This is a genomic window from Luteolibacter sp. (assembly GCF_058122085.1).
Genome location: NZ_JBIKBQ010000043.1, coordinates 1 through 20,478 on the forward strand (window position 1 = coordinate 1; position 20,478 = coordinate 20,478).

The 20,478-nt window shown below is 62.0% G+C and carries 20 protein-coding genes and 2 pseudogenes; 10 read left to right on the plus strand and 12 right to left on the minus strand.

Translation table 11 applies throughout. The features are described from left to right. Window positions 1-385: pseudogene (locus AC4DF4_RS08195) on the minus strand (hypothetical protein); the annotation flags it as partial. Window positions 386-512: 127 nt separating this feature from the next. Here AC4DF4_RS08195 and AC4DF4_RS08200 point away from each other — a divergent pair. Continuing rightward, window positions 513-1,460, plus strand: coding sequence for a glycosyltransferase family 9 protein (locus AC4DF4_RS08200; RefSeq protein ID WP_490047634.1), 948 nt, complete (start codon window positions 513-515; stop codon window positions 1,458-1,460). 19 nt (window positions 1,461-1,479) lie between these two features. Here the strand turns inward: AC4DF4_RS08200 and AC4DF4_RS08205 are convergent, their stop codons facing one another. The 4 genes from AC4DF4_RS08205 to zwf form a co-directional block, all read right to left on the minus strand. Further along, window positions 1,480-2,307 (minus strand): histidinol-phosphatase, encoded by an 828-nt coding sequence (locus tag AC4DF4_RS08205; protein ID WP_490047635.1) that lies wholly within the window; start codon window positions 2,305-2,307, stop codon window positions 1,480-1,482. After that, a complete protein-coding gene (locus tag AC4DF4_RS08210; RefSeq protein ID WP_490047636.1) occupies window positions 2,304-3,374 on the minus strand; it encodes a glucose-6-phosphate dehydrogenase assembly protein OpcA in 1,071 nt (356 codons plus the stop codon). The genes AC4DF4_RS08205 and AC4DF4_RS08210 overlap by 4 nt, the downstream gene beginning before the upstream one ends. Window positions 3,375-3,620: 246 nt before the next feature. Beyond that, window positions 3,621-3,851 carry a hypothetical protein gene (locus tag AC4DF4_RS08215; protein ID WP_490047637.1) on the minus strand — a complete coding sequence of 77 codons (231 nt, stop codon included), beginning with the start codon at window positions 3,849-3,851 and terminating at the stop codon, window positions 3,621-3,623. 78 nt (window positions 3,852-3,929) lie between these two features. After that, window positions 3,930-5,462 (minus strand): glucose-6-phosphate dehydrogenase, encoded by a 1,533-nt coding sequence (gene zwf / locus AC4DF4_RS08220; protein ID WP_490047638.1) that lies wholly within the window; start codon window positions 5,460-5,462, stop codon window positions 3,930-3,932. Between the two features lie 116 nt (window positions 5,463-5,578). Here zwf and AC4DF4_RS08225 point away from each other — a divergent pair, with 116 nt between their 5' ends. The 3 genes from AC4DF4_RS08225 to AC4DF4_RS08235 all read left to right on the plus strand — a co-directional run bounded on the left by AC4DF4_RS08225 (window position 5,579) and on the right by AC4DF4_RS08235 (window position 6,385). Further along, the gene (locus AC4DF4_RS08225) at window positions 5,579-5,797 is read left to right on the plus strand and encodes a hypothetical protein (RefSeq protein WP_490047639.1); all 219 of its coding nucleotides are present in this window, start codon (window positions 5,579-5,581) and stop codon (window positions 5,795-5,797) included. A gap of 82 nt (window positions 5,798-5,879) precedes the next feature. Then, entirely contained in the window at window positions 5,880-6,095 is a 216-nt protein-coding gene (locus AC4DF4_RS08230) for a hypothetical protein (RefSeq protein WP_490047640.1), read from the plus strand. Next, window positions 6,092-6,385, plus strand: a complete 294-nt coding sequence (locus AC4DF4_RS08235) for a hypothetical protein (RefSeq protein WP_490047641.1) — start codon at window positions 6,092-6,094, stop codon at window positions 6,383-6,385. Before AC4DF4_RS08230 ends, AC4DF4_RS08235 begins: the two co-directional genes overlap by 4 nt. A 316-nt stretch (window positions 6,386-6,701) precedes the next feature. On the opposite strand, the gene AC4DF4_RS08240 is transcribed toward AC4DF4_RS08235, so the two are convergent. Then, window positions 6,702-8,375: a serine hydroxymethyltransferase gene (locus AC4DF4_RS08240; protein WP_490047642.1), complete on the minus strand. Its 1,674-nt coding sequence runs from the start codon at window positions 8,373-8,375 to the stop codon at window positions 6,702-6,704. A 162-nt stretch (window positions 8,376-8,537) separates the two neighbouring features. Here AC4DF4_RS08240 and AC4DF4_RS08245 point away from each other — a divergent pair, with 162 nt between their 5' ends. After that, a complete protein-coding gene (locus AC4DF4_RS08245; RefSeq protein ID WP_490047643.1) occupies window positions 8,538-10,253 on the plus strand; it encodes a choice-of-anchor Q domain-containing protein in 1,716 nt (571 codons plus the stop codon). Here the strand turns inward: AC4DF4_RS08245 and rlmN are convergent. Both rlmN and AC4DF4_RS08255 read right to left on the minus strand, forming a co-directional pair. Continuing rightward, a complete protein-coding gene (gene rlmN, locus AC4DF4_RS08250; protein WP_490047644.1) occupies window positions 10,242-11,333 on the minus strand; it encodes a 23S rRNA (adenine(2503)-C(2))-methyltransferase RlmN in 1,092 nt (363 codons plus the stop codon). The two genes, AC4DF4_RS08245 and rlmN, sit on opposite strands and share 12 nt — an antisense overlap. Window positions 11,334-11,381: 48 nt before the next feature. Next, on the minus strand, window positions 11,382-13,712 hold the full coding sequence (locus tag AC4DF4_RS08255; protein WP_490047645.1) for a glycoside hydrolase family 95 protein: 2,331 nt from the start codon (window positions 13,710-13,712) through the stop codon (window positions 11,382-11,384). Between the two features lie 553 nt (window positions 13,713-14,265). Between AC4DF4_RS08255 and AC4DF4_RS08260 the strand changes: the two genes are divergently transcribed. Continuing rightward, complete coding sequence (locus tag AC4DF4_RS08260) at window positions 14,266-14,541, plus strand: hypothetical protein (protein ID WP_490047646.1); 276 nt, start codon at window positions 14,266-14,268, stop codon at window positions 14,539-14,541. A gap of 211 nt (window positions 14,542-14,752) precedes the next feature. On the opposite strand, the pseudogene AC4DF4_RS08265 reads toward AC4DF4_RS08260, so the two are convergent. Then, window positions 14,753-15,028: pseudogene (locus AC4DF4_RS08265) on the minus strand (tyrosine-type recombinase/integrase); the annotation flags it as partial. A gap of 42 nt (window positions 15,029-15,070) precedes the next feature. Continuing rightward, window positions 15,071-15,232: a four helix bundle protein gene (locus AC4DF4_RS08270; RefSeq protein ID WP_490047647.1), complete on the minus strand. Its 162-nt coding sequence runs from the start codon at window positions 15,230-15,232 to the stop codon at window positions 15,071-15,073. Window positions 15,233-15,587: 355 nt separating this feature from the next. On the opposite strand from AC4DF4_RS08270, the gene AC4DF4_RS08275 reads away from it, so the two are divergent. The 4 genes from AC4DF4_RS08275 (at window position 15,588) to AC4DF4_RS08290 (ending at window position 17,524) form a co-directional block, all read left to right on the plus strand. Beyond that, window positions 15,588-16,316, plus strand: a complete 729-nt coding sequence (locus tag AC4DF4_RS08275) for a DUF4156 domain-containing protein (protein ID WP_490047648.1) — start codon at window positions 15,588-15,590, stop codon at window positions 16,314-16,316. Window positions 16,317-16,430: 114 nt separating this feature from the next. After that, a complete protein-coding gene (locus tag AC4DF4_RS08280) occupies window positions 16,431-16,688 on the plus strand; it encodes a DUF4160 domain-containing protein (RefSeq protein ID WP_490047649.1) in 258 nt (85 codons plus the stop codon). Window position 16,689: 1 nt separating this feature from the next. Beyond that, the gene (locus AC4DF4_RS08285) at window positions 16,690-16,932 is read left to right on the plus strand and encodes a DUF2442 domain-containing protein (protein ID WP_490047650.1); all 243 of its coding nucleotides are present in this window, start codon (window positions 16,690-16,692) and stop codon (window positions 16,930-16,932) included. Between the two features lie 136 nt (window positions 16,933-17,068). Continuing rightward, window positions 17,069-17,524, plus strand: a complete 456-nt coding sequence (locus tag AC4DF4_RS08290; protein ID WP_490047651.1) for a GatB/YqeY domain-containing protein — start codon at window positions 17,069-17,071, stop codon at window positions 17,522-17,524. Window position 17,525: 1 nt separating this feature from the next. On the opposite strand, the gene AC4DF4_RS08295 is transcribed toward AC4DF4_RS08290, so the two are convergent. Beyond that, window positions 17,526-19,364: a POT family MFS transporter gene (locus AC4DF4_RS08295; RefSeq protein WP_490047652.1), complete on the minus strand. Its 1,839-nt coding sequence runs from the start codon at window positions 19,362-19,364 to the stop codon at window positions 17,526-17,528. A gap of 94 nt (window positions 19,365-19,458) precedes the next feature. Beyond that, window positions 19,459-20,460, minus strand: coding sequence for a beta-ketoacyl-ACP synthase III (locus tag AC4DF4_RS08300; RefSeq protein ID WP_490047653.1), 1,002 nt, complete (start codon window positions 20,458-20,460; stop codon window positions 19,459-19,461). Window positions 20,461-20,478: the final 18 nt, after the last annotated feature.

Below are 20,478 nucleotides of genomic sequence, written 5' to 3' on the forward strand. Positions count from 1 at the left end.
CGCGGACCATCAGCATGTGGCCAACCAGTCCGCCGAGCACGAGGACGACGCGGCTATTGCGGCGGCAGCGGTCCTGCAAGCTGACTTGGAACATCACGATGGCCGTGAGGGCGATGATGAATCCGTACGACGCGCCCTTGAGAGGATCCGCGGCGAAGGCCGTGCCGACAGACGACTTGAGGACGAGCACGGCGCTGCCGACCGCGAAGACGGCGTAGAGCGCGAGCTTCACCCAAAAGCTGTCTTCCAGCGCCTGAATGACCGGATTTTCGCTGTGTATCCGGCGCTTTTTTCCTGACGAAAGTCCCTCTCGGGCCAAGCGCCAGCGTTTGATGGCATCCAAAAATCCCACTGCGGTGTCGTATTCGGTTGATCGTGCGGGCACCAAGGGAGGTGACCTGCGGGGCGGTGAAGCTAAGCGCGGTTCGGAGTATTGGCAACCCGCAAATCCGGTGGGTGATCCGGGTGATTTTGCAGTTTCCGCGGGCGGTTCCGGGCTTTAGCTTCGGTGGGTGACGACGAATTCGGGAGGGATACTGGTGGCTGCGCCGATGCGCTGGGATGAAGCGTGTTTCGCGGTGCCGGCGCTGCGGGCGCTGGTGGCTTCGGGCTTGGGTGCGGGGGTGCTTTGTGCGGCGGCGCAGCGGGAATTTTGGGAAACGGTGGAAGGGCTGACGGTGATCGATTTCCCGGTGAAGGCGAGCGCGCGGGCCGTGGCGGCGGGGATTTCAGGAAGCTGGGAGGCGTCGCTGGCTTGGGAAACCGGCTTGGCGGCGGAGGCGTTCAAAATCGCGGCGACCCCGCGGCGGCTTGGCGCGGACGAGCGGAAATTGGCCAAACTGCTGACCCATCCGCTCGGATTTGCGGCGGGCCCGCTGGAGCACCGGGTGCGGCATTATCTGGCGGCGGTGGAGGCAATGGGGATCGAGACCGGGCGGCCGGAGTTTTTCGCGCCAGCCGCTCCCGGCATCGAGCCGATGCCGGGAGCGGTGCTGCTTTGCCCGGATTCGGACTTCGGGCCGAGCCACGAATGGCCGGTCGAGCGGTGGGTGGAAATCGGGCGGAAGCTGATTGAAAGCGGGAGACGCGTTACGGTCACCAGCGTGGACGGCGGGCGGGGACGGGGCAGATTTTTGGCGCAGAATCTCGGTGAACACGTCGAGTTTTTCCATGCCTCGCCGCTTGCCGCGACTTTGCCGTTGCTGGCGGTCCACGGCCTGGTCATCGCCGCGGATGGCTCGCTGCCGCACTTGGCCGCCCATGCGGGAACGACGTGTGTCACGCTCTTCGGCCCGAACGATCCGGCCTGGAAGCGCCCGCTCGGTCGCCGCCATTCCGTGGTCCGGCGGCACGTCGAGTGCGCGCCGTGTTTGCTGGCGAAATGCCCGCTCGACATGCGCTGCCAGAACGAACTGGAAGCCGACCGCGTCTGGCAAGCGGTGCGGGAAAAGCTGGGATGAAGTCCAATGCCTTTAAGGATTAAACTACTTGCAAAGATTCCAGCGCCGCTTGGATCGGCACGGACTGGCGCTGGCGATCGATGAAGAAGCTGACTTCCTGATAGCCGGCGCTTTCCAACAGCCCGAGCGCCGTGACGTAGCCATCGCCGACACGTTCCGGAACATGCGCGTCCGCGCCGATGACGACGGGGATGCCGCGCTCGTGCATCAGCGCGAGTTGCGAGGGCGACGGATTCATTTCCGGCAGATCCTTCTGGACGCCGCTGGTGTTGAGTTCCATCGCCACGCCGGTGGCGGCGACGCGGTCGAGCGCTCGCTCGATGACCGGCCGAAGTCGCTCGAAATCCCAATCCGCGGGAGACTCGTTCTTGATCAGGTCCGGGTGGGCGAGGGTGTCGAACAGCCCGCTCTCCGCGGAGAGCGCGAGGTGCTCGAAGTAAAGTTCCTGATAGGAAAACACGTCGCCCGTGTGGAAGAGCTTCCGGTAATCGCCGACCTGATAGTGGATCGAGCCGAGCACGTGGCTGAGCGGCACGCGGGCGTGGAGCCTTTCCAGCCACGGCTCGACTCCCGGATAGAAATCGCTTTCCAGTCCGAGCCGCACGTCGAGCCGGCCGGCGAAGGCCTCGCGGGTGGCGGCGATCATTTGGACGTAGTCATCGAACTGTCCGGGAGCCATCCGCACGTTGGCGGAAAATCCGTCGGGCAGCGGGCAGTGGCAGGTGAAGGTAATGCCTTTGAATCCGCGGGCGAGGGCGACGGCGGCGTATTCGTCCGGCTCGCCGAACGCGTGTTTGCAAAGCGGCGTGTGGCAGTGGGATTCGTAGAGCAGGGGCGTGCGCGTCATTTTTCGGATTCCAGCATCGCCCGGAAGCGCGGGAGGATTTTTTGATAGAGCGAGTTCTTCCCGCCGCGCGCGAGCTGCACGGCGACGAGCTCGGCGGGGGACGTGGGGTCCACCGGCGAGAGCGACGACGCCTTGTAAGCGCCCGCTTCGAGTTGGCGCTCGACGTGGGACGCGCCTGATTTCTGGGTGATCCGGACCGTCGCGTTTCTGGCCCGGATGACGATGGACGAGAGGGGCGGGGCGCTCGGATCTTCGCGAAGCACGACGGAAATCGTCGCGCCGCCTGTCAATTCGAATGCGAATTCACCGGCGGATGGCCGGTCTTTCCAACCCGCTTGCACGGCCAGCCACGTGAGCATTTGCAACGCGGTGTTGCGGTGCTCGGGATGATAGGTGATCTCGACCGTGTCGATTTCCGGCAAGGCTTGTTGCGCCGCGGGATCGTCGAACAGGCTGGCGATTCCCACGCGGAACTGCCACGAGCGCGTCCAGGCGTGGTCCTGGATGATCAAGTCCGGATTGCTCTGGGAGGCTTCCTCGATCATCGCGAACGAGGCCGCGGGATTAGCCCACGACGAGCTGTCGATGATGAACCGGTCCATCACGCTGACGAGGCGCTCGGTGAGGATTTCGGATAGCTCGCCTTGCCACCAGAAGACGAGCGGCAGGTCGGAATTGAGGTGGGCGAAAACGGTGTTGCGGAAACGCCCGGTGACGCGGCCGGTCAGGTGGAAGGCGATCTGCTCGCAGCAGACGGATTTCCGGCCGTCTGCCAAGTGGCAATGCGCGGTGATCCACGCGCGGAGGCTTGGCTGAGGCTCGTCGCGGTCGATGCCGACGAGGATCGCGCGGCACGCGTGCTCGCGGGTGAGTTCGCGGATGATCGCGGAGTTCTCGATCAAGGCTCCGGGCTTTTCCGAATAGACGACGAGATTCATCAGCGACGCGTTCGTCCGCGCCTCGTCCTGCTCCCAGAGTTTCCGCAGTTCGCGGTCGATCGCGGAAACGGGGACCTCGATGCCCAGTTCGGGGCAGATTTCGGGGATGGTGTCGGAACTCGCAGTCATGTCGATGCTCCGAAGGACTCATAGAACCGCCGTCCGCGCAAGTCCCGCGGTGTGGCGGCGGATGATTGATGTGCATCCGGGGAAATCAGGCCGCTCACTCGTCCTCCCAAGCGTAGGCGGCCTCGGCCTTGGCTTCCGCGAGCAGGTCGAGGGTTTCATGCTTTTCGCTTTAGGAGCCGACAATCATGTAGGGCAAACCCGCATCTTCGAATGCACGGGCGAGGGCGATGAGCGCGTCGGTGCCGTTCATGAGCAGACTTGGGATGTCAATTTGATCCTCCGACGGAGTTCCTTCTGCTTGGCCGCCGCGTCCCAGCCGGGATTTTGGTGAACGATTCCCGCCATGGTCCATGCACATGCTTCCTCGAACAGGGACGCGCCGGCATCGAATTTCTCAAAAGGGGTCATCGCCCGGGCCCGCCGGACCTTGGCCAGATCGGCGGCGCGGGCTTGGGCGGCGATGGATTCGTCAGTCACGGGCGCAAATTAGCGCGGCGAAAGGCGGTCGGCAAGCTTGCGGATGGGCTGGAAAATCGCGGCGACCGGTGATCGCCGCTACAGCCGCCGCCATTGGTTGCCATCCTGCGCGAGCAGGTCGTCGGCTTCTTTCGGGCCCCATGAGCCGGCGACGAACTCGGCCATCGGCGGCGGGGTGGCGGACTGGTGCCAGGCGTGCTCGATGTGGTCGATGAACTTCCAGGCTTCCTCCACTTCGTCGCGGCGGGCGAAGAGGGTGGCGTCGCCGGCGACGGCGTCTAGCAGGAGGCGCTCGTAGGCTTCCGGGCTGCCCTTGCCGAAGCTGGTGGCGTAGTGGAAATCCATTTTCACCGGTTCGAGCCGCAGGCTGGTGCCGGGGATTTTCGAGACCATGCGCAGCGAGATCCCCTCGTCGGGCTGGATGCGGATGACGAGCACGTTGCCGCCGGGGACGCCGCCGCAGGGCGTGTTGAAAAGCACGCACGGCGCGTCTTTGAAGTGCACGGAAATCTCGGTGGATTTCTTCGGCAGGCGCTTGCCCATGCGGATGTAAAACGGCACGCCGCTCCAGCGCCAGGTGTCGATGAGAAGGCGGACGGCGACGTAAGCCTCGGTATCGGATTCAGGAGAAACTCGGTCTTCCTCGCGGTAGCCGGGGACCGCGTTGCCATCGACGTGACCGGCGGTGTATTGCGCGCGCACGACGTTGGCGGCGACTTTTTCCGGAGTGTCCCACTGGCGCAACGAGCGGATGATTTTAACCTTTTCGTCGCGAACGCCGTCGGCGGATAGATCGGTGGGCGGTTCCATGGCGACGAGGCTGAGGAGTTGGAGCAAATGGTTCTGCACCATGTCGCGCAGCGCGCCGGATTTCTCATAATAGCCGCCGCGGCCGCCTTCCATGCCGAGGTTTTCCGCACAGGTGATCTGGATGTGGCTGATGTGTTTGCTGTTCCAGAGCGGCTCGAAAATCGAGTTGGCGAAGCGCAGGACCATCAGGTTCTGCGCGGTTTCCTTGCCGAGATAATGGTCGATCCGATAGGTGTCGGCCTCTTGGAAGGTGTCGTTGACGACTTGGTTCAGGTGCCTGGCGGTGGCGAGGTCGGTGCCGAAGGGTTTTTCGACGATGACGCGGGACCAGCAACCGGGCTTCGATTCGTTGAGCCCGGCGTTTTTCAGGTTGATGAGGATCTCGTCGAAGAACTCGGGGGCGGAGGCGATGTAGAACAGCCGGTTGCCTTTACCGCCGTGCTCGGCGTCGATGGCGTCCAGCTTCGCCGCGAGTTTGCGGTAGCCTTCGACATCGGAAAATTCCGAGGTGTGATAGGAAACCGCCTCGATGAAGCTGGCCCAGATCTTGTCGTCGTGGCCGGAGCGGGAAACCTTGCGGTTGAGCTCCTCGAGTCCGCTGCGGAACTCCGCGTCGGACTTTTCCCGGCGGGCGAATCCGATGATCTTCACCCCGGTCGGCAACTCGCCATCGACTGCTAGATTATACAGCGCGGGGATGAGCTTGCGGTGCGTGAGATCGCCGGTGGCACCGAAGATGACGATGCTGCAGGGTTCGGCGCGCGAGCGGGAGACGAGGTCTTCGCGGAAGGGATTACTCATGGGATGCGGGCGGGAGCTTCCAGCAACTCCCCGCATGAGGCAAAGCCAAATCCCGCCCCCGCTGCAAAAGCAATTCATGCGGGGCATGTGCCGGGCGACCACCAAATCCCTGCGTGGTGTTGGAGACTTTTCGCGCGGAGGGCAGCGACCGCAGGTTGACCGAGCGGGTGGTTCTACCCGCTTTTCACCGTGCGGTCGAGCGCTTCGGAGTGAAGCCGTTGATTGTGGCGTTGGAACCGGTGAGCGGGCCGCTGGATCTGTATTGGAATTCGTATCCGGCGGAGGTGTTGCCGGTGGTGGAGGCGGCGTTGAATGGCGGCGGCCACGGGGCGTGAGCGACGATTCTGCGACTCTTGCCGGGATCGGGAGATTCAAATTGAAATTGCGGCGGTGGGTTTTGAGAACTAGGGTTCCGTCATGGTTCAACTCGCGGATATTCAAAAACAGGCCAAAGAACTCTCCGAGGAGGACCGGAAGGGGTTGGTTGCGTATCTGCTCCACGGAATGTCAGACCTGCCATCGGGGCCTGATGATGAGGAAGTGGAGAAGCGGGAGGCGGAAATGGATTCCGGGACCGTCGTCCCTATCGGGCACGCCGAATTTCTGGCTCAAGTTGGACGAATCCGTCGATGAGGGAGGTCGTTTATCACCCCAAGGTGCCGGCAGAGGCTCGGGCTTTCCTCGATTATTACGACGCGATTTCCCCTGATCTCGGGGATTCCTTCTGGCAGGAATTGACCGACGCGATCGACTACGCGAGGGAGCACCCGGAGAGGCACCATTTCGACTCCACCGGACGCCGGCGCGGCAATCTCAACAGATTTCCGATCCACCTCCTGTTTCGGATACTTCCCGGCAGAATCCGGATCACAGCCATACGACACGACCGGCAGAGTCCGGGCTACGGAGCCAGACGACAATAGGACAGCCGTGGGCCTGCGGAAACCGCCGCAATTGATGGCGGTTTATGCCCCGGAAAGAGTCTGCAGCAAGTCGGGCAACGGGCTTGCTGTAATGGATTCCATGACGGGAATGCCATGTTTGCCGGGATGGACCACATGCAAATGATCCAAGCCAAGATGGCCAGCGCCACTACCGGATAGTCCGCCAACCGCTCGCGGATGGAGTTCAAATAGGCAGAACGGGGCAGAAAAATCCTTGAAAATTGAACGGTCGCCGTTCGATTTTCAAGGATGATTTCCGATCATTTCGCCCTGAGTCGTGGCACTTTGCTGATGCTCACCACGGCAGCGGAAACGCGCGGTTGAAGGCGAACACCCGTTCGCGGATGGCGTGGAGTTTGGCCGTGTTGGTGTGATCCGAAAGAGCCTCGTGGATGAAGTCGGCGACCTGTTCGACGTCAGCCTCCTTCATGCCGCGGGTGGTGACGGCGGGCGTGCCGATGCGGATGCCGCTGGGTTTCATCGGGCTGCCGGTGTCGAAGGGGATGCCGTTTTTGTTCACGGTGATGCCCGCTTCATCGAGCGCGTGCGAGGCGTCGGTGCCGTTGAGGTTCTTGTTCCGGAGATCGACGAGCATGACGTGGTTGTCCGTGCCGCCGGAGCAGATGCGGAAACCGTGATGGGTTAGGCGGGCGGCGATGGCCTGCGCGTTCTTGATGATCTGCGCGGAGTAATCCTTGAACTCCGGCTTGAGCGCCTCGCCGAAGCAAATCGCCTTGGCCGCGATGACGTGCATCAGCGGGCCGCCCTGGATGCCGGGGAAAACCTGCGAGTCGATTTTTTTCGCGAACTCTTCCTTGCACAGAATGATCCCGCCGCGCGGGCCGCGCAGCGACTTGTGGGTGGTGGAGGTGACGAAATCCGCATGCGGGAACGGGCTTGGATGCAGCCCGGCGGCGACGAGGCCGGCGATGTGCGCCATGTCCACAAACAGATAAGCGCCGACCTCGCGGGCGAGCTTGCCCATGCGCTCGAAATCGATGATCCGCGAGTAAGCCGAAGCGCCGACGGTGATCAGCGCGGGCTTGAGTTCGCGGGCGGTTTTTTCGAGTTCGTCGTAGTTGATCCGCTCGTCGTCAGGCGATACGCCGTAGTGGGTGACGTCGTAGAAACGGCCGGAGAAATTCGCCTTGTGGCCGTGGGTGAGGTGGCCGCCGTGGGCGAGGTCCATCGTGAAAATCTTGTCGCCCGGCTTGAGCACGGCGAAGTAAACCGCGGTGTTCGCCTGCGAGCCGGAATGCGGCTGGACGTTCGCGTGTTCGGCGCCGAAGAGCTCCTTCGCGCGGTCGATCGCGAGCTGCTCGACGACATCCACGTTTTCGCAGCCGCCATACCAGCGCTTGCCGGGATAGCCCTCGGCATACTTGTTCGTGAGCACGGAGCCCTGCGCTTCCATCACGGCGGGCGAGGTGAAATTTTCCGAAGCGATCAGCTCGATGTTGTTCCGCTGGCGGTGTTCCTCGGCGGTGATCGCGGCATAAATCGCGGGATCGGTCACGGCGATGCGGCTGCCAGAGGCTTTGCAAACGCGCGCTTCGTGTCGGCCGCCGGCGAAATTAGTGACGAGAAAAGCGTCCGCCATGGCGATGGCCGTCGCCTCGTCCGTGAATTTTCCGCTGAGGCAAAGCACGTTGGAATCATTGTGCTCGCGGGTCGTCACCGTTTCCTCGACCGAGCGCACACTCGCCGCGCGCACGTGGCGGTGGCGGTTCGCGGCGATGCTCATGCCGACGCCGGACGTGCAGGCGAGGATGCCGAAATCGTAGGTGCCGTCCGCCACATTGCGGGCGACCAGATTTGCGTAATCCGAGTAATCGACGGATTCGGTGGTCTGCGTGCCGAAGTCGTGGACCTCGTGGCCCACCGACTTGAGGTGCTTGACGACGGCGTTTTTCAACTCGACGGCGCCGTGATCGGCTCCGATGGCAATGCGGAAGGTGGGATGGCTCATGGGCGGGGCGGGATTCAAGTCCGGGAAAGCCGACTTGCAAACCGCAAATTTCAGCGATTTCCTGCAGGTATGCCAATCCCGCCGCATTACCGGAAAATCCTTCCCCCCGCCTCCTCCGGCTGCTAGCTTTTAAGACTCGTCACAGGAAATCTCCGTTTCCCCATGATTCCTTCCCTCCGCAGCCTCCTCCCGGCCATCCTGTTTCTCCCCCTTGCCGCCCGCGGCACCATCGTCACCACTGTCACGGACGAGGATGACGGCGCTCTCGGCGGCGGCACTGGCGTCTCCCTGCGCGAGGCCGTGAAATACTCAGCCGCCGGAGACATCGTCACCTTCGATGCCGCCCTCTCTGGTCAGACCGTCCGCCTCATCCTTGGAGAAATCATCATCTCCCAATCTCTCACCATCGACGGCTCCGCCCTCGCCGCTCGCATCACCCTCTCAGGCGATAAGACGGGGGATGGGAAAACCGCGGACGATTCCCGGGTAATCCAAATCAATAACAACACCGCGGTCATTCTGAATACCTTGGCTGTCGTCGGGGGAGGCAGCACCAGTGGCGGCGGAATTCGAATCTCAGGAATCAATGGCGGCACCACGCAAGTCACCCTTTTGAATTGCCGTCTCACTGGAAATTCCGCATCCGCGCTCGGGGGGGCCATCTATTGCGCGGGCAATCTCGACATCGAGAATTCCAGTTTTTCTGACAACTCTTCCCGCGCCGGCGGCGGGCTTCATGTCGCAGGTGGCATGGTCCATGTGCTGAACACCACCTTCAGTGCCAATTCAGCATCTGCGGAGGGCGGCGGTGTTTACAACCACGGCACGCTAACGCTGCAAAACTCCGTTATCACCGGAAACACCGCCACCGTCGGGGGAGGAATATTCAGCATTGTCGGCATGACCTTGCTCGAGAACTCAGTCGTCTCCGGAAACACCACAAGCGCTTCTGGTGGCGGAATTTATAACTCTGGCAGCACCATCACCTTTCGGAACTCAACTTGCTCGGGCAACTTTGCAGAGTCCAACGGCGGCGGAATTTACCAATATTTTGGCTCGCTTCTGGTGGAGAATTCCACCGTCGCCGGAAACACCGCAAAAGGCGGCGGTGGCGGTCTGGTTGGTGATGCCGGGACTGTTGGCATCCGGAATTCCACGGTTTGCGGGAACACGGCGAACTCCTTCGCGGGCGGTGGAATTACCAACGACGGGGCCACAACGACACTTGAAAATTCAATCGTAACTGGGAATGCCGCTCCAAGCGTCCCATCCGCCTCAAACATTTCCGGCACCTACACCGGTGCCAACAACCTCACCTCCGGCAATGCCCTCCTCGCCCCGCTCGGCGATTACGGCGGCCCCACCCGAACCATGCCGCCGCTGCATGGCAGCCCCGCCATCGAGACCGGCGGCACCACCACCCTCACCACCGACCAGCGCGGCTTTCCCCGCCAGCCCAAGTCGGACATTGGCGCGGTGGAATATCAATTTACCACCGACCCCACTCGCTTTTGGAATCTCGATTTCGACGGCGACGGCTTCGTTTACGGCGCGGAGCAAGCTCTCGGCACGGACTTTTTCGTGGCGGATGTTGGCAGCACCCGCCATCTCACCGTTCCCGCTTTTGACGCCGCTGGCCATGCTGTTCTCAGCTTCGGTCTCAACTCCGCCGCCGTTCAAAGCACGCGTTGGATCCTCCATCGCTCGTCCGATCTCAGCCCCGGCAGTTTCAGCGAAATTTTCCGCACCAACCGCGTCACCGACACCGCCGCTCCAGGCGTTACATTTGTCCGCACCGCCTCCAGCGTCACCGTGACCGATGAAAATCCTCTCCCCGGCGGCGCTTTTTACCGATTCGAAGCCCGCTTAGGACCTTGAAACGGAAGCCGGGATCCGCGACCGCTTCTCGGCCTTCAGCATTCCGCAGCCGGCGGCGACGTCGATGCCGCGGCGCTGGCGGAAGGTGCAGGGGAATCCGCCGGCGATCAGGATTTTCTGGAACTCGTGGCCGGACTCGCTTTGCGTCCCCGCGAAGCCGCCGGTGGGATTGAGCGGGATCAAATTGATGTGCGCGTCGATCCCGCGCAGCAACTCGACGAGGCGGCTGGCGGTCTCGGGCGAGTCGTTTTTCCCGGCGATCAGGGTCCATTCGAAAAAGATCCGCTTGCCGGTGATCTCGCCGTATTTCCGGCAGGCGTCTATCAACATCGCCAGCGACCAGCGCTTGCTCGCGGGCACCAGCGCGGCGCGTTCCTCCTCGGTCGAGCCGTGCAGGCTCACGGCCAGGCGGTAAGGCCGCTGTTCTTCCGCCAGCCGCAGGATGCTCGGGACGACTCCCACGGTGCTGATCGCGATCTTCGTCGGCCCGATGCCGGGGCCGCGCACGTCGGAGATGGTTTCCAGCGCGAGCATCACCGAGTCGTAATTGTGCAGCGGTTCGCCCATGCCCATCAGCACCATGTTGCGCAGCCGTTTTTTCGGATCGATGGATTTCAAGACCCGCCGGGCGTGCAGCACTTGCGCCACGATTTCCCCCGGCCGCAGATGGCGGACGAAGCCCATTTGCCCGGTCGCGCAGAAAACACAGCCCATCGCGCAGCCCGCCTGGGTGCTCACGCAAACCGTCTGGCGGCCTTGGTAGCCCATGAGCACGGTCTCGATGGTTTGGCCGTCGCGCAGGCGCAGGAGAAACTTGCGGGTCAGCCCGTCCGAGCTGTGGATTTCATCGACGACTTCCGGCGCATCGAGGAAAAACGCCTTGCCCTCGCCCACGGATTTCTCCACCCAACGCTTGAGCGGCGGCAAGAACGCGCGGCCTGCCAGATCCAGCTCGCCGTCGCCATGGAGGGTCCGCCACAGCACTTTGGCGTGGTGCAGGATCACGCCGTCCGCCGCCAGCACGGCCACGAGCTCGGAAAATCCGAGGTCGTGCAAAGAGCGTGCGGGTGGGGAACTCACGGCCGAATGCAACCTCGCGGGCGGTGGCGATCAAGCGCGATTTTCAGCTCACGGTTGCCAATCGGCGATCGTCGTAGCGGTTCCGGCGGCGGGTTTGATTTCGCGGGACTTGCCGCCGTGGCTGAGGACGGCGGTTTGGCCGGCGAGGCTGCGGACGGTGACTTCGACGGGCTTGCCGTCTTTCCAAGCGAGGTCCACCTCGAATCCGCCGCGGGCGCGGAGGCCTTTGATGCTGCCGGTTGGCCAGTTGGAGGGAAGGGCGGGAAGGATCTGGAGGATGAAGTTGCCTTTTTCATCGCGGAGGTGGGATTGGAGCAGCATCTCGGCGATGCCGGAGGCCGCGCCGAAATTGCCGTCGATCTGGAAGGGCGGGTGGGCGTCGAAAAGGTTCGGATACATGCCGCCGCCTTTTTTGCCACCGACGGGCTGGAGCAGGTTACGGAGGATGAGGTAGGCGTGGTCGCCGTCAAGGAAGCGCGCCCAGAGGTTGATTTTCCAGCCCATGCTCCAGCCGGTGGCGGCGTCGCCCCGATAGATCAGGGATTGGCGGGCGGCTTTGAAAAGGTCGCTGTCGCGCGAGGTGATGTCGTCACCCGGATAGATGGCCCAGAGATGGGAGACGTGGCGGTGGGTGTTTTTCGGATCGTCAATGTCGGTCATCCATTCCTGCAGCTGGCCGTGTTTGCCGATGCGGTTGGGCGAGATCCGCGGGGTCATTTCCGCGAGTTTGGCGGCGAGTTCCGGGTCGGTCTTGAGGACGGCGGCCGCCTCGACGGTGAGTTTGAAAAGCGAGCGGATGATCTGGTGGTCCATGCTGGGGCCCATGACGAGGCCGCCTTGTTCGGGCGAGTTGGACGGGCCGCTGATGAGCGTCTTGGTGACCGGGTCCTCGATCAGATAGGCGGCGAAGAATTCCGCGGAACCCTTGATGAGCGGATAGGCCTTTTCCTTCAGGAATTTTTCATCGCCGGAGAAGAGGTAGTGTTCCCAGAGCTGATGGCAGAGCCAAGCGCCGCCGGTGGGCCAGATGCCGTGGTTGGAGGCGTTGATGGGAGCGGTGCCGCGCCAGAGGTCGAAGTTGTGGTGGAGGACCCAGCCGGGGGCGGCGTAGTGCTCCTTGGCGGTCTCGCGGCCGGATGCCATGAGCTCGGCGAGGGCGTCGTAAAGCGGCTCCGCGCATTCCGCGAGGTTCGCGGGCTCGGCGGGCCAGTAGTTCATCTGGGTGTTGATGTTGCAGGTGTATTTGCTGTCCCAGGCGGGCTTGAGCGCGTCGTTCCAGATGCCTTGCAGGGTGGACGGCTGGCCGCCGGCGCGACTGGAACCGATGAGCAGATAGCGGCCGTATTGGAAGGTGAGGGCGGCGAGCTGGGGGTCCTTGCCCTTGAGGTAATCGACGATGCGCTCGCTGGTAGGGCGCAGCGACTCGGGGCTGGTTCCGAGGTCGATGTCCATGCGGCGGAAAAGCTTCTGATGGTCGGCGAGGTGGGCGGCGTGGAGTTTCTCCCAGGATTTGCCGGAGGCGCTTTCCAACAATTTCGCGGCGCGGGCGGCGGGATCGCCGGAAATGTCGCGGAAGTTGGTGAAGTTCGTGGCGGCGACGAGACGGACGATGATGGCATCCGCGCCGGTGACCTGGATGGCGCCGGCGTCTTCTGTCAGAGATCCGCCAGTGGCTTCGACCTTGGCGATGCTCTCGAAGCGGATGCCGTCGGTCTGGACCTGGCCGCGGAGGGTGAGGCGGTTGTTTCCGGCGGTGGTGCTGGAGTTGGAATGCGGGCTGGTGAGGCGGACGCGGGCGTTGAGCTTGCCCGGTTGGTCCGCGCTGAGGCGGAGGAAAATGGCCCGGTCCGGGTGGGAGGCGATGACCTCGCGGCGGAATTTCACCCCGCCGGCCTCGTATTCGGTGGTTTGGGTGGCGGTGTCGAGGTCGAGCGAGCGGCGGTAGTTCGAGGCGGTGGCAAGGCCGGGGAAGTCGATCCAGAGATCGCCGCAAGGCTGATAGGCCATTTGCCGGATGGGCACGCCCATGAACTCCTTCATCGCGAGTTCCTCGGCGGGCTTCTGATTGCTTTCGAACAGAAGCTTGCGGATTTCTGGCAGATGTGCCGCAGCTCCGGGGTGCGCGTAGGAGCGCGGCTGGCCGGTCCAGACGGTGTATTCGTTGAACTGGACGCGCTCGGTGGGAACGGAGCCGAAGACCATCGCGCCGAGGTGGCCGTTGCCGAGCGGAAGGGCTTCGGTCCAGTTTTTCGCGGGCTGGGGATACCAGAGGATCCATTTCCCGGCGGGGGCTGCGGAGTTTCCGGTGATTTGCACCGGCTCTCCGGCATGAAGCTGGGAAAGCGCGAGCAGGAGGACGGGGAGGTTGCTGAGTTTCATGGGGAAAACGGGTGATATCGACCCGCCATCGCCCCGCTCATTTCCCGAGCCCCATTACCAGGGCCGAGACGGTGGCTTTGGCATCGCCAACAAGCATGCGGGTGTTCTCGCCGAAGAAGAGTGCGTCTTCAAGGCCGCAAAAACCGGTGCCTTGCCAGGGTCCCTACGCAATGGCAAGGGATGGTCGCATCGGATCATCGGCTCTGACGGGAAGACTATGAACCGCCAGCACCAGCACCTGGTGCTAAAGAGGAAGAGAGAACCACGGATGAACGCAGATGAGAATGAATCAAACCCCTCTTCATTCGCGTCGATTCATCCGTGGTTCCAATTCTCCTAGATTGCAAGTTTCCGGGGGCGGAATCGTGGCGGCGGTTTCCAACCGCCATGCCCAACTCCATTCTGGAATTCCGGCTCTTCCGCCGCTTTTCCATGACCCCCGCACCTGCTTGAGGCAAGCCGCACATACGGCTCCGTCAACGAGCAGAACAAACTCCTCATCAACAAGATCCTCGACTACCGGACCAGCGCCCCGCAGCTCAGCTCCCCGGATGTGGACTGGACCGAGTTCACCAGCGACTACGAGATGCGCGCGTTCTTCGAGTCCATGGCCGCCCGCCTCCACAGCCTGGCCAGCCAGCTGGAAGCCGGCAAGATCCAGCACGACCACGACAACTACCAGGACGCCCTCGACGACGACTACTACACCCAATACAAGGCCGGAGCCTCCGCCCCCGGCGCGGCCGAAAAAGTCACCGCCCTCAAGGTCTTCTTCAACCGCACCGGAACCAGCTCCGCCGAGACCCCCGAAACTCCGGCAAACCCATAACCGCATCATTGTGATGCGGTTATGAGGTCATCCACTCCAAACTTGGGGTTCCGGACTCCAAACTTGAGGTTCCAGATTCCAAACTTGAGGTCCCGGAGTCCAAACATGGGATTCCGGACTCCATCGATGAAATCCCGGCCCCCGCCGGAAGAGTCCCCGCCCCGGAAGCGAGCATCCGGAACCCACCTCCTCCCCGCGGTGACTGTTCGCGTCATTTCCCCAGCTGGTCCAGCGGACTGCGCACCCCGCAGCCGTTCACCCCGGTAGCCACATGCGTGTAAATCTCCGTGGTTTTCACATCATGGTGTCCCAGCAGCTCCTGGATCGTGCGGATGTCCGTGCCGCTCTCCAATAAATGGGTCGCGAAGCAATGGCGGAGCACGTGGCTCGTCACCCGTTTCTCGATTCCGGCCTTCCTCGCCGCCCGCGTCACCGCCTCGCCATACACCTTCGGGTGCAGGTGGTGCCGCCGGCGGATGGATTGACGATTGATGAATGACGATTTTTGATTTTTGATTTTGAAGAACCTTCAGCCACCATCGGCGGTTCTTGTGCTGCTCACAAAGATGGAAATCAGCTCGTCGCATTCCGAGATGGCAGCGTCAACGGCCTCATCCGCAACCATCTGTTTGCGCGAGATGATCTTGAGCCAGATCATCGTTTCCCTCAGTTCCTTGAGTGAAATCTTCATCTTCCAAATCAAAAATCCAAAATCAACAATCACCAATCGTCAATCTCTCCCCGACGCCTTCGCCCATCGTTCCAGCTGCCAATCTTTGCGCTCCTTCGACTTGACCTGTTCACGCCAAAATCGAACTGCGGATTCCCGTTCGAGTCCCAAACCCTGTCTGAGCCTCCAGGTCTCGAACCACGCCAGCAGAAACCCGTAATTCTGTTTCTCCAAGTCCGTCAGATCCCTGGATGCTTCAAGATCCTCTCTCCAATCCGCGCATGAATGATTCATTTGAACACTGTTCTTATGAAAACCCGCATGCGCGCAAGATCATTTCGCATCCTTCTTTTCTCCGAATCATCAAGCATCGGTGATGGTAACCGATGCTTTGAGGAACGAACAGCTAGCAGAAATCCCCGCCCCGGCGGGGCTTTCCCGTTCAATCATCGAGGAAATCAAGCCTCATTACTTCCTCCCTAAATCGCTGGAAAACGCCATGTTACACGAATCTTCCCAGAAATTTCTCGCCAAACTCGGCAGATATTGCCCACCCTCCGACGGAGCGAATAACAAAGTTCGCCGTCGCTATACGCTTGCCAAATCCATGAAACCAATTATCCGGACTTCTCTTGCTATCCTTATCCTTATCAGCGCGTCCGCCTGCAACGTCACCAGCGGCTCACGCATCGTAGTAGGCAACACGCGCCCAGCCATCGCACCGGAGAGCGTGAAAATTTATCTCCGGCCACCCGCCAAATACGAAGAGATCGCCATCGTAAACGCCACCAGTAAGAATGCCTTTGCGAGTGACCAAAGCCTGACCGATTCCGCGCTGTTCCGAATGAAGAAGGACGCAGCCAAACTCGGTGCCAACGGCATTTTGCTCTCCGGCGTTGGCACGCAGCAGATTGGTTCCATTGGTCAGTCGTTCGGTAGCGCTACCGCATATTCGACCGCGTCTGCGAACGCCTATCGCTACGGCAACACCGTCAGTGCTTACGGCACTGGAACAACGAACGTTTATGGCAGCAGCACTACTATCAACACACCACTGTTTCAGAAGGTTTCTAGTGGCATGGCCATTTACGTCTCTCGCGAATGACCGCAACGGCGAACAAGGCGCGGCTGGACAACCGCCGTTCTTCACCTCATCCGCATCACTTCCGCCTTCCAATGGCGGCGGCGCCATCACTTTGACGTTCGCCAAAATCACCCGATGCCTGAAATCAGCCGTTTTCTTGGAATTGTGATCCGCATGTTCTATCGTGACCATGCGCCAGCTCATTTTCACGCGGAATACGGTGATTACGAGATTACGGTTGAGATCGAGACCGGGGTTGTGGAGGGAAAGTTCCCCAAGCGTGCCCTGAGGGCGGTTCTGGAATGGGCTGACATTCACCGCGCCGACTTACTCGCGGATTGGCACTTGGCGAGACTCGAGCAGCCGCTCAATTCAATCGAACCATTGGAGTAACATGAATAGGATACTGAGGATACAGACCGTCCGATACATGGGCGATTACCGGCTCTATCTGGAGTTCAACAGCGGGGACGCCGGGGAAGTTGATCTTTCATCGGACTTGGATGGGCCGGTGTTCCTGCCTCTCCGAGACCGCAAGGTATTCGCTACCGTGAGACTTGAAGGCGGTACCGTCGCTTGGCCTAATGGTGCCGACCTTGCACCTGAATACCTGGCCGAACGACTTGCCGAAGCCTGATCGCGTCGGGCCGGTTCGTTTCCCGGATTCCGTCACTCCGAACTGAGGCGGCAACGCATTCCGCCTCGGATGGGCGATCTTCGGAGGATCATAAGGGTTTTGCTTGGCTCGCTTCCCGGTCGTGATAGGACAAGGCATGAGCGACACCGCCACCCGCATTCCCGAAGACATCAAGACCGCCATGAGGGCGAAAGACAGCGTCGCGTTGAACGCCTTGCGCGCCCTGAAAAGCGCCTTGATGAACGCCGCCATCGAGAAGGGCAACCTCAGCATCGTGCTCGACGAATCCGAGGTGCTGGCGGTGATCCGCAAGCAAATCAAGCAGCGGGTGGACTCGTGCGAGCAGTTTGAAAAGGCCGGCCGACCGGAACTCGCGGCGACGGAGAAGACCGAGATTGAGATCCTTTCCCGCTACCTTCCCGCCGCGCTGGGCGAGGAAGAGCTGGTGGCCATCATCGAGCAGGCGGTGGCCGACACCGGAGCCACCGGCAAGGCGGACATGGGCAAGGTGATGAAGCGCGCGCAGGAGCTCGCGGAAGGCCGCGCGGACGGGAAACTGCTGTCCGCCGCGGTGATGAAGCGGCTGGCCTGAATCAATCGTGCAGATACGTCCGCGGCCGATAGAACCAGGCGAACGGGATGAACAGCAGGGTGGTGGCGAGGACCAGCCAGGTGAAGAAGCGGAAGTAGGCCGCGCCTTCGAGCTTGCTCTGGCCGCCGCAGAACTCGGTGCGGGTGAAGCCGGCTGCGGCGGGTTTTTCATGAATGCCGAGCGCGGCCTTGCGGCGGCCGAGCCAGGTGTCTTGCGAAGACGGCGCGTCGCCGCTGACTTTCTCGACGATCACGCCGAGGTCCCATTTCGTCTTTGAAATCCGGTCGGGGCCGGCGCTGGAAATGCGGGCGTGGGACGAGTCGATGAGGTCGTAAACGAGCGGATTTCCCCATGGGTCCTTGGCGTCGCCGAGGATTTCGCGGGCTGCTTCTTTTGAGGGAAAGCCGTCCTTGGCCCGCGCTTCGATCCGGCTGGCGGCGGCGAGGAAAATCTCGCGGCCGGGGATTTCCAACGACTCCAGCCGTCCCTGATGGCAGCGGGCGATGAGATCGTCGTCCGTGCCGGTGGCTCCGTCGTGCCCCGGCAGCACGATGCTGCGCGGCGAGGTCTGCCAGTCCGCGGGAAGCTTGGCGGTGGCTTGCTCAAACTGAGAGACGCCGGGGGACGGGATGCCGATGACGCGGTTGACCTGCGCGGTGAACTGGTTGCCGCCCCACACGGAAAGCCAGAACAGCGCCATGATCCAGGATTTCATCGCCTTGGGCGCCTGGGTGTAGGCGAACTCCAGACCGACGATGGAGACCATGATTTCCGCGGCGGTGATGATGACGTAGGCGACGATCTGCCAGCCGATCGATGGCCGCTGGCCGGCGTCGATCCAGGTCTGGATCAAGGTGGTGAGCGCGAAGGACGCGGCGATGAGCGCCATGCCGATGCCGATTTTCCGCAGGGGCGTGAGCAGGAAAACCCGGTTCATCCACGGATAGATGACGAAGGTGAACAGCGGGATGAAGACGAGGATCAGGATCGGGTTGACCGCCTGAATCTGGGATTCGAGCCAGTGAATGCCGAGGAAATGAAGGTTCATCTGCTCGGCCTGCAGCACCCACGACGAGCCGGTCTGGTCGTAGAGGGACCAGAACACCGCGATGAACACAAACAGCGGCACCAGCTTGCCGAAGGCGACGACGCCCTCGCGCGAAAACGCCTCCTTGAAGAACCCGCTGCCGGACGGCGGGATGTGGACGAAGCGGTGCCGCCCGAGCCAGAACATGAAGGTGGCGACGGCCATCAGCACGCCGGGCACGCCGAACGCCCAGTGCGGCCCGTGCTTTTCCAACAGCCACGGCGTGAGCAGGGTGGAGAAGAACGAGCCGAAGTTGATGGAGAAGTAGAACCAGTTGTAGACCCGGGAAAGCAGGTGGTGGTTCTTCTTCCCGAACTGGTCGCCGACGTGGGCGGAGACGCAGGGCTTGATCCCGCCGGAGCCGAGGCAGATGAGTAGTAGCCCGCTTGCCAGCCACCACGGCGAATTCCCATACGAACCCATGCACGCGAGCGCGGCGTGGCCGATGCAATAGACGATGGAAAGCCAGAGGATGGTCCGGTATTTCCCGAGGAAAATATCGGCGACCAGCGCTCCTAGCAGCGGCGTGAAATAAACCCAGCTGGCGAACTGGTGGTAGTATTCCACCGCCTGGTTAGGCGAGAGCGCGCGGCCGCCGCCGCCGTCCATGAAGTGCAAGTACTGCGTCATGAACACGACCAGGATCGTGCGCATGCCATAGAACGAAAACCTTTCCGCCGCCTCGTTGCCGATGATGAACGGGATGCCCGGCGGCATCACCTCGGTTTCCTGCGGCGTGGTGCGGTAACTCATAGACTCAAGATGCAAGACTGGAAGATTCAAGAAAGACCCGGCCGATGGACGACTGCTCTGCTCTTGAGTCTTGCGTCTTCATGTCTTGCGTCTCTTACCAGCGAATCGCCGCGGCCGCCCACGTCAGGCCGGCTCCGAAAACGACGAGCACGATGTGTTCACCGCGCTTGAATGCGCCGCTGCGGTTCGCCTCGTCTAGCGCGATCGCGACGGCTGCGGCGGAGGTGTTGCCGTATTTGTCGAGGTTGACGAAGACCCGCTCGTTAGGCACCGCGAGACGGTCGGCGATGGCGTCGATGATCCGCAGATTCGCCTGATGGGGAATGACGCAGGCGATGTCTTCCGGCCTCAGGTCGGCGCGGTCGATGACTTTTTCCGCAGCCTCCTTCATGCGGTTGACCGCGTGCTTGAAGACCTCCTTGCCCATCATCGTGAGGGTGAAAAGGTGGTCGTTGACGTTTTCGCTGGTGATCGGGCAGGCGCTGCCGCCGCCGGGGATGTTGAGCAGGTGGGTTAGATTCCCGTCGGTGCCCATCTCGGTGGCGAGGATCGAGCCTTCTTCCGGCTCGGCGCGGCGGAGCACGGCGGCGCCGGCTCCGTCGCCGAAGAGCACGCAGGTGGTGCGGTCGTCCCAATTGGTCACGGACGAGAGTTTTTCCGCGCCGATGATCAGCGCGTTTTTGAAGGCGCCGTCGGAGATCAGGCGCTTGGAGATTTTCATTGCGTAGAGAAATCCCGAGCACGCGGCGGAGATGTCAAAGGCCACCGCGTGGTTCGCGCCGAGCGCCTGTTGGACATAACAGGCGGTCGCCGGGGTCGGCGTGTCCGGCGTGATGGTGGCGACGATGATCAGCTCGACGTCCTCGGCGGCGAGGCCGGCTTGTTCGAGCGCGCGGCGGGCGGCGTGGGTCGCCATGTGCGAGGTGAATTCGCCCTCGGCAGCGATGCGGCGCTCGCGGATGCCGGTGCGGGAAAGAATCCACTCGTCGCTGGTGTCCACCATCACCGCAAGCTCGGCGTTGGTCAGGATTCGCTCCGGCAAATAGCTGCCGGTTCCTGCGATGCAAACTTGGGTGGGAGTCGTCAATTCACTCATGCGGCCGGACAGTGGAAC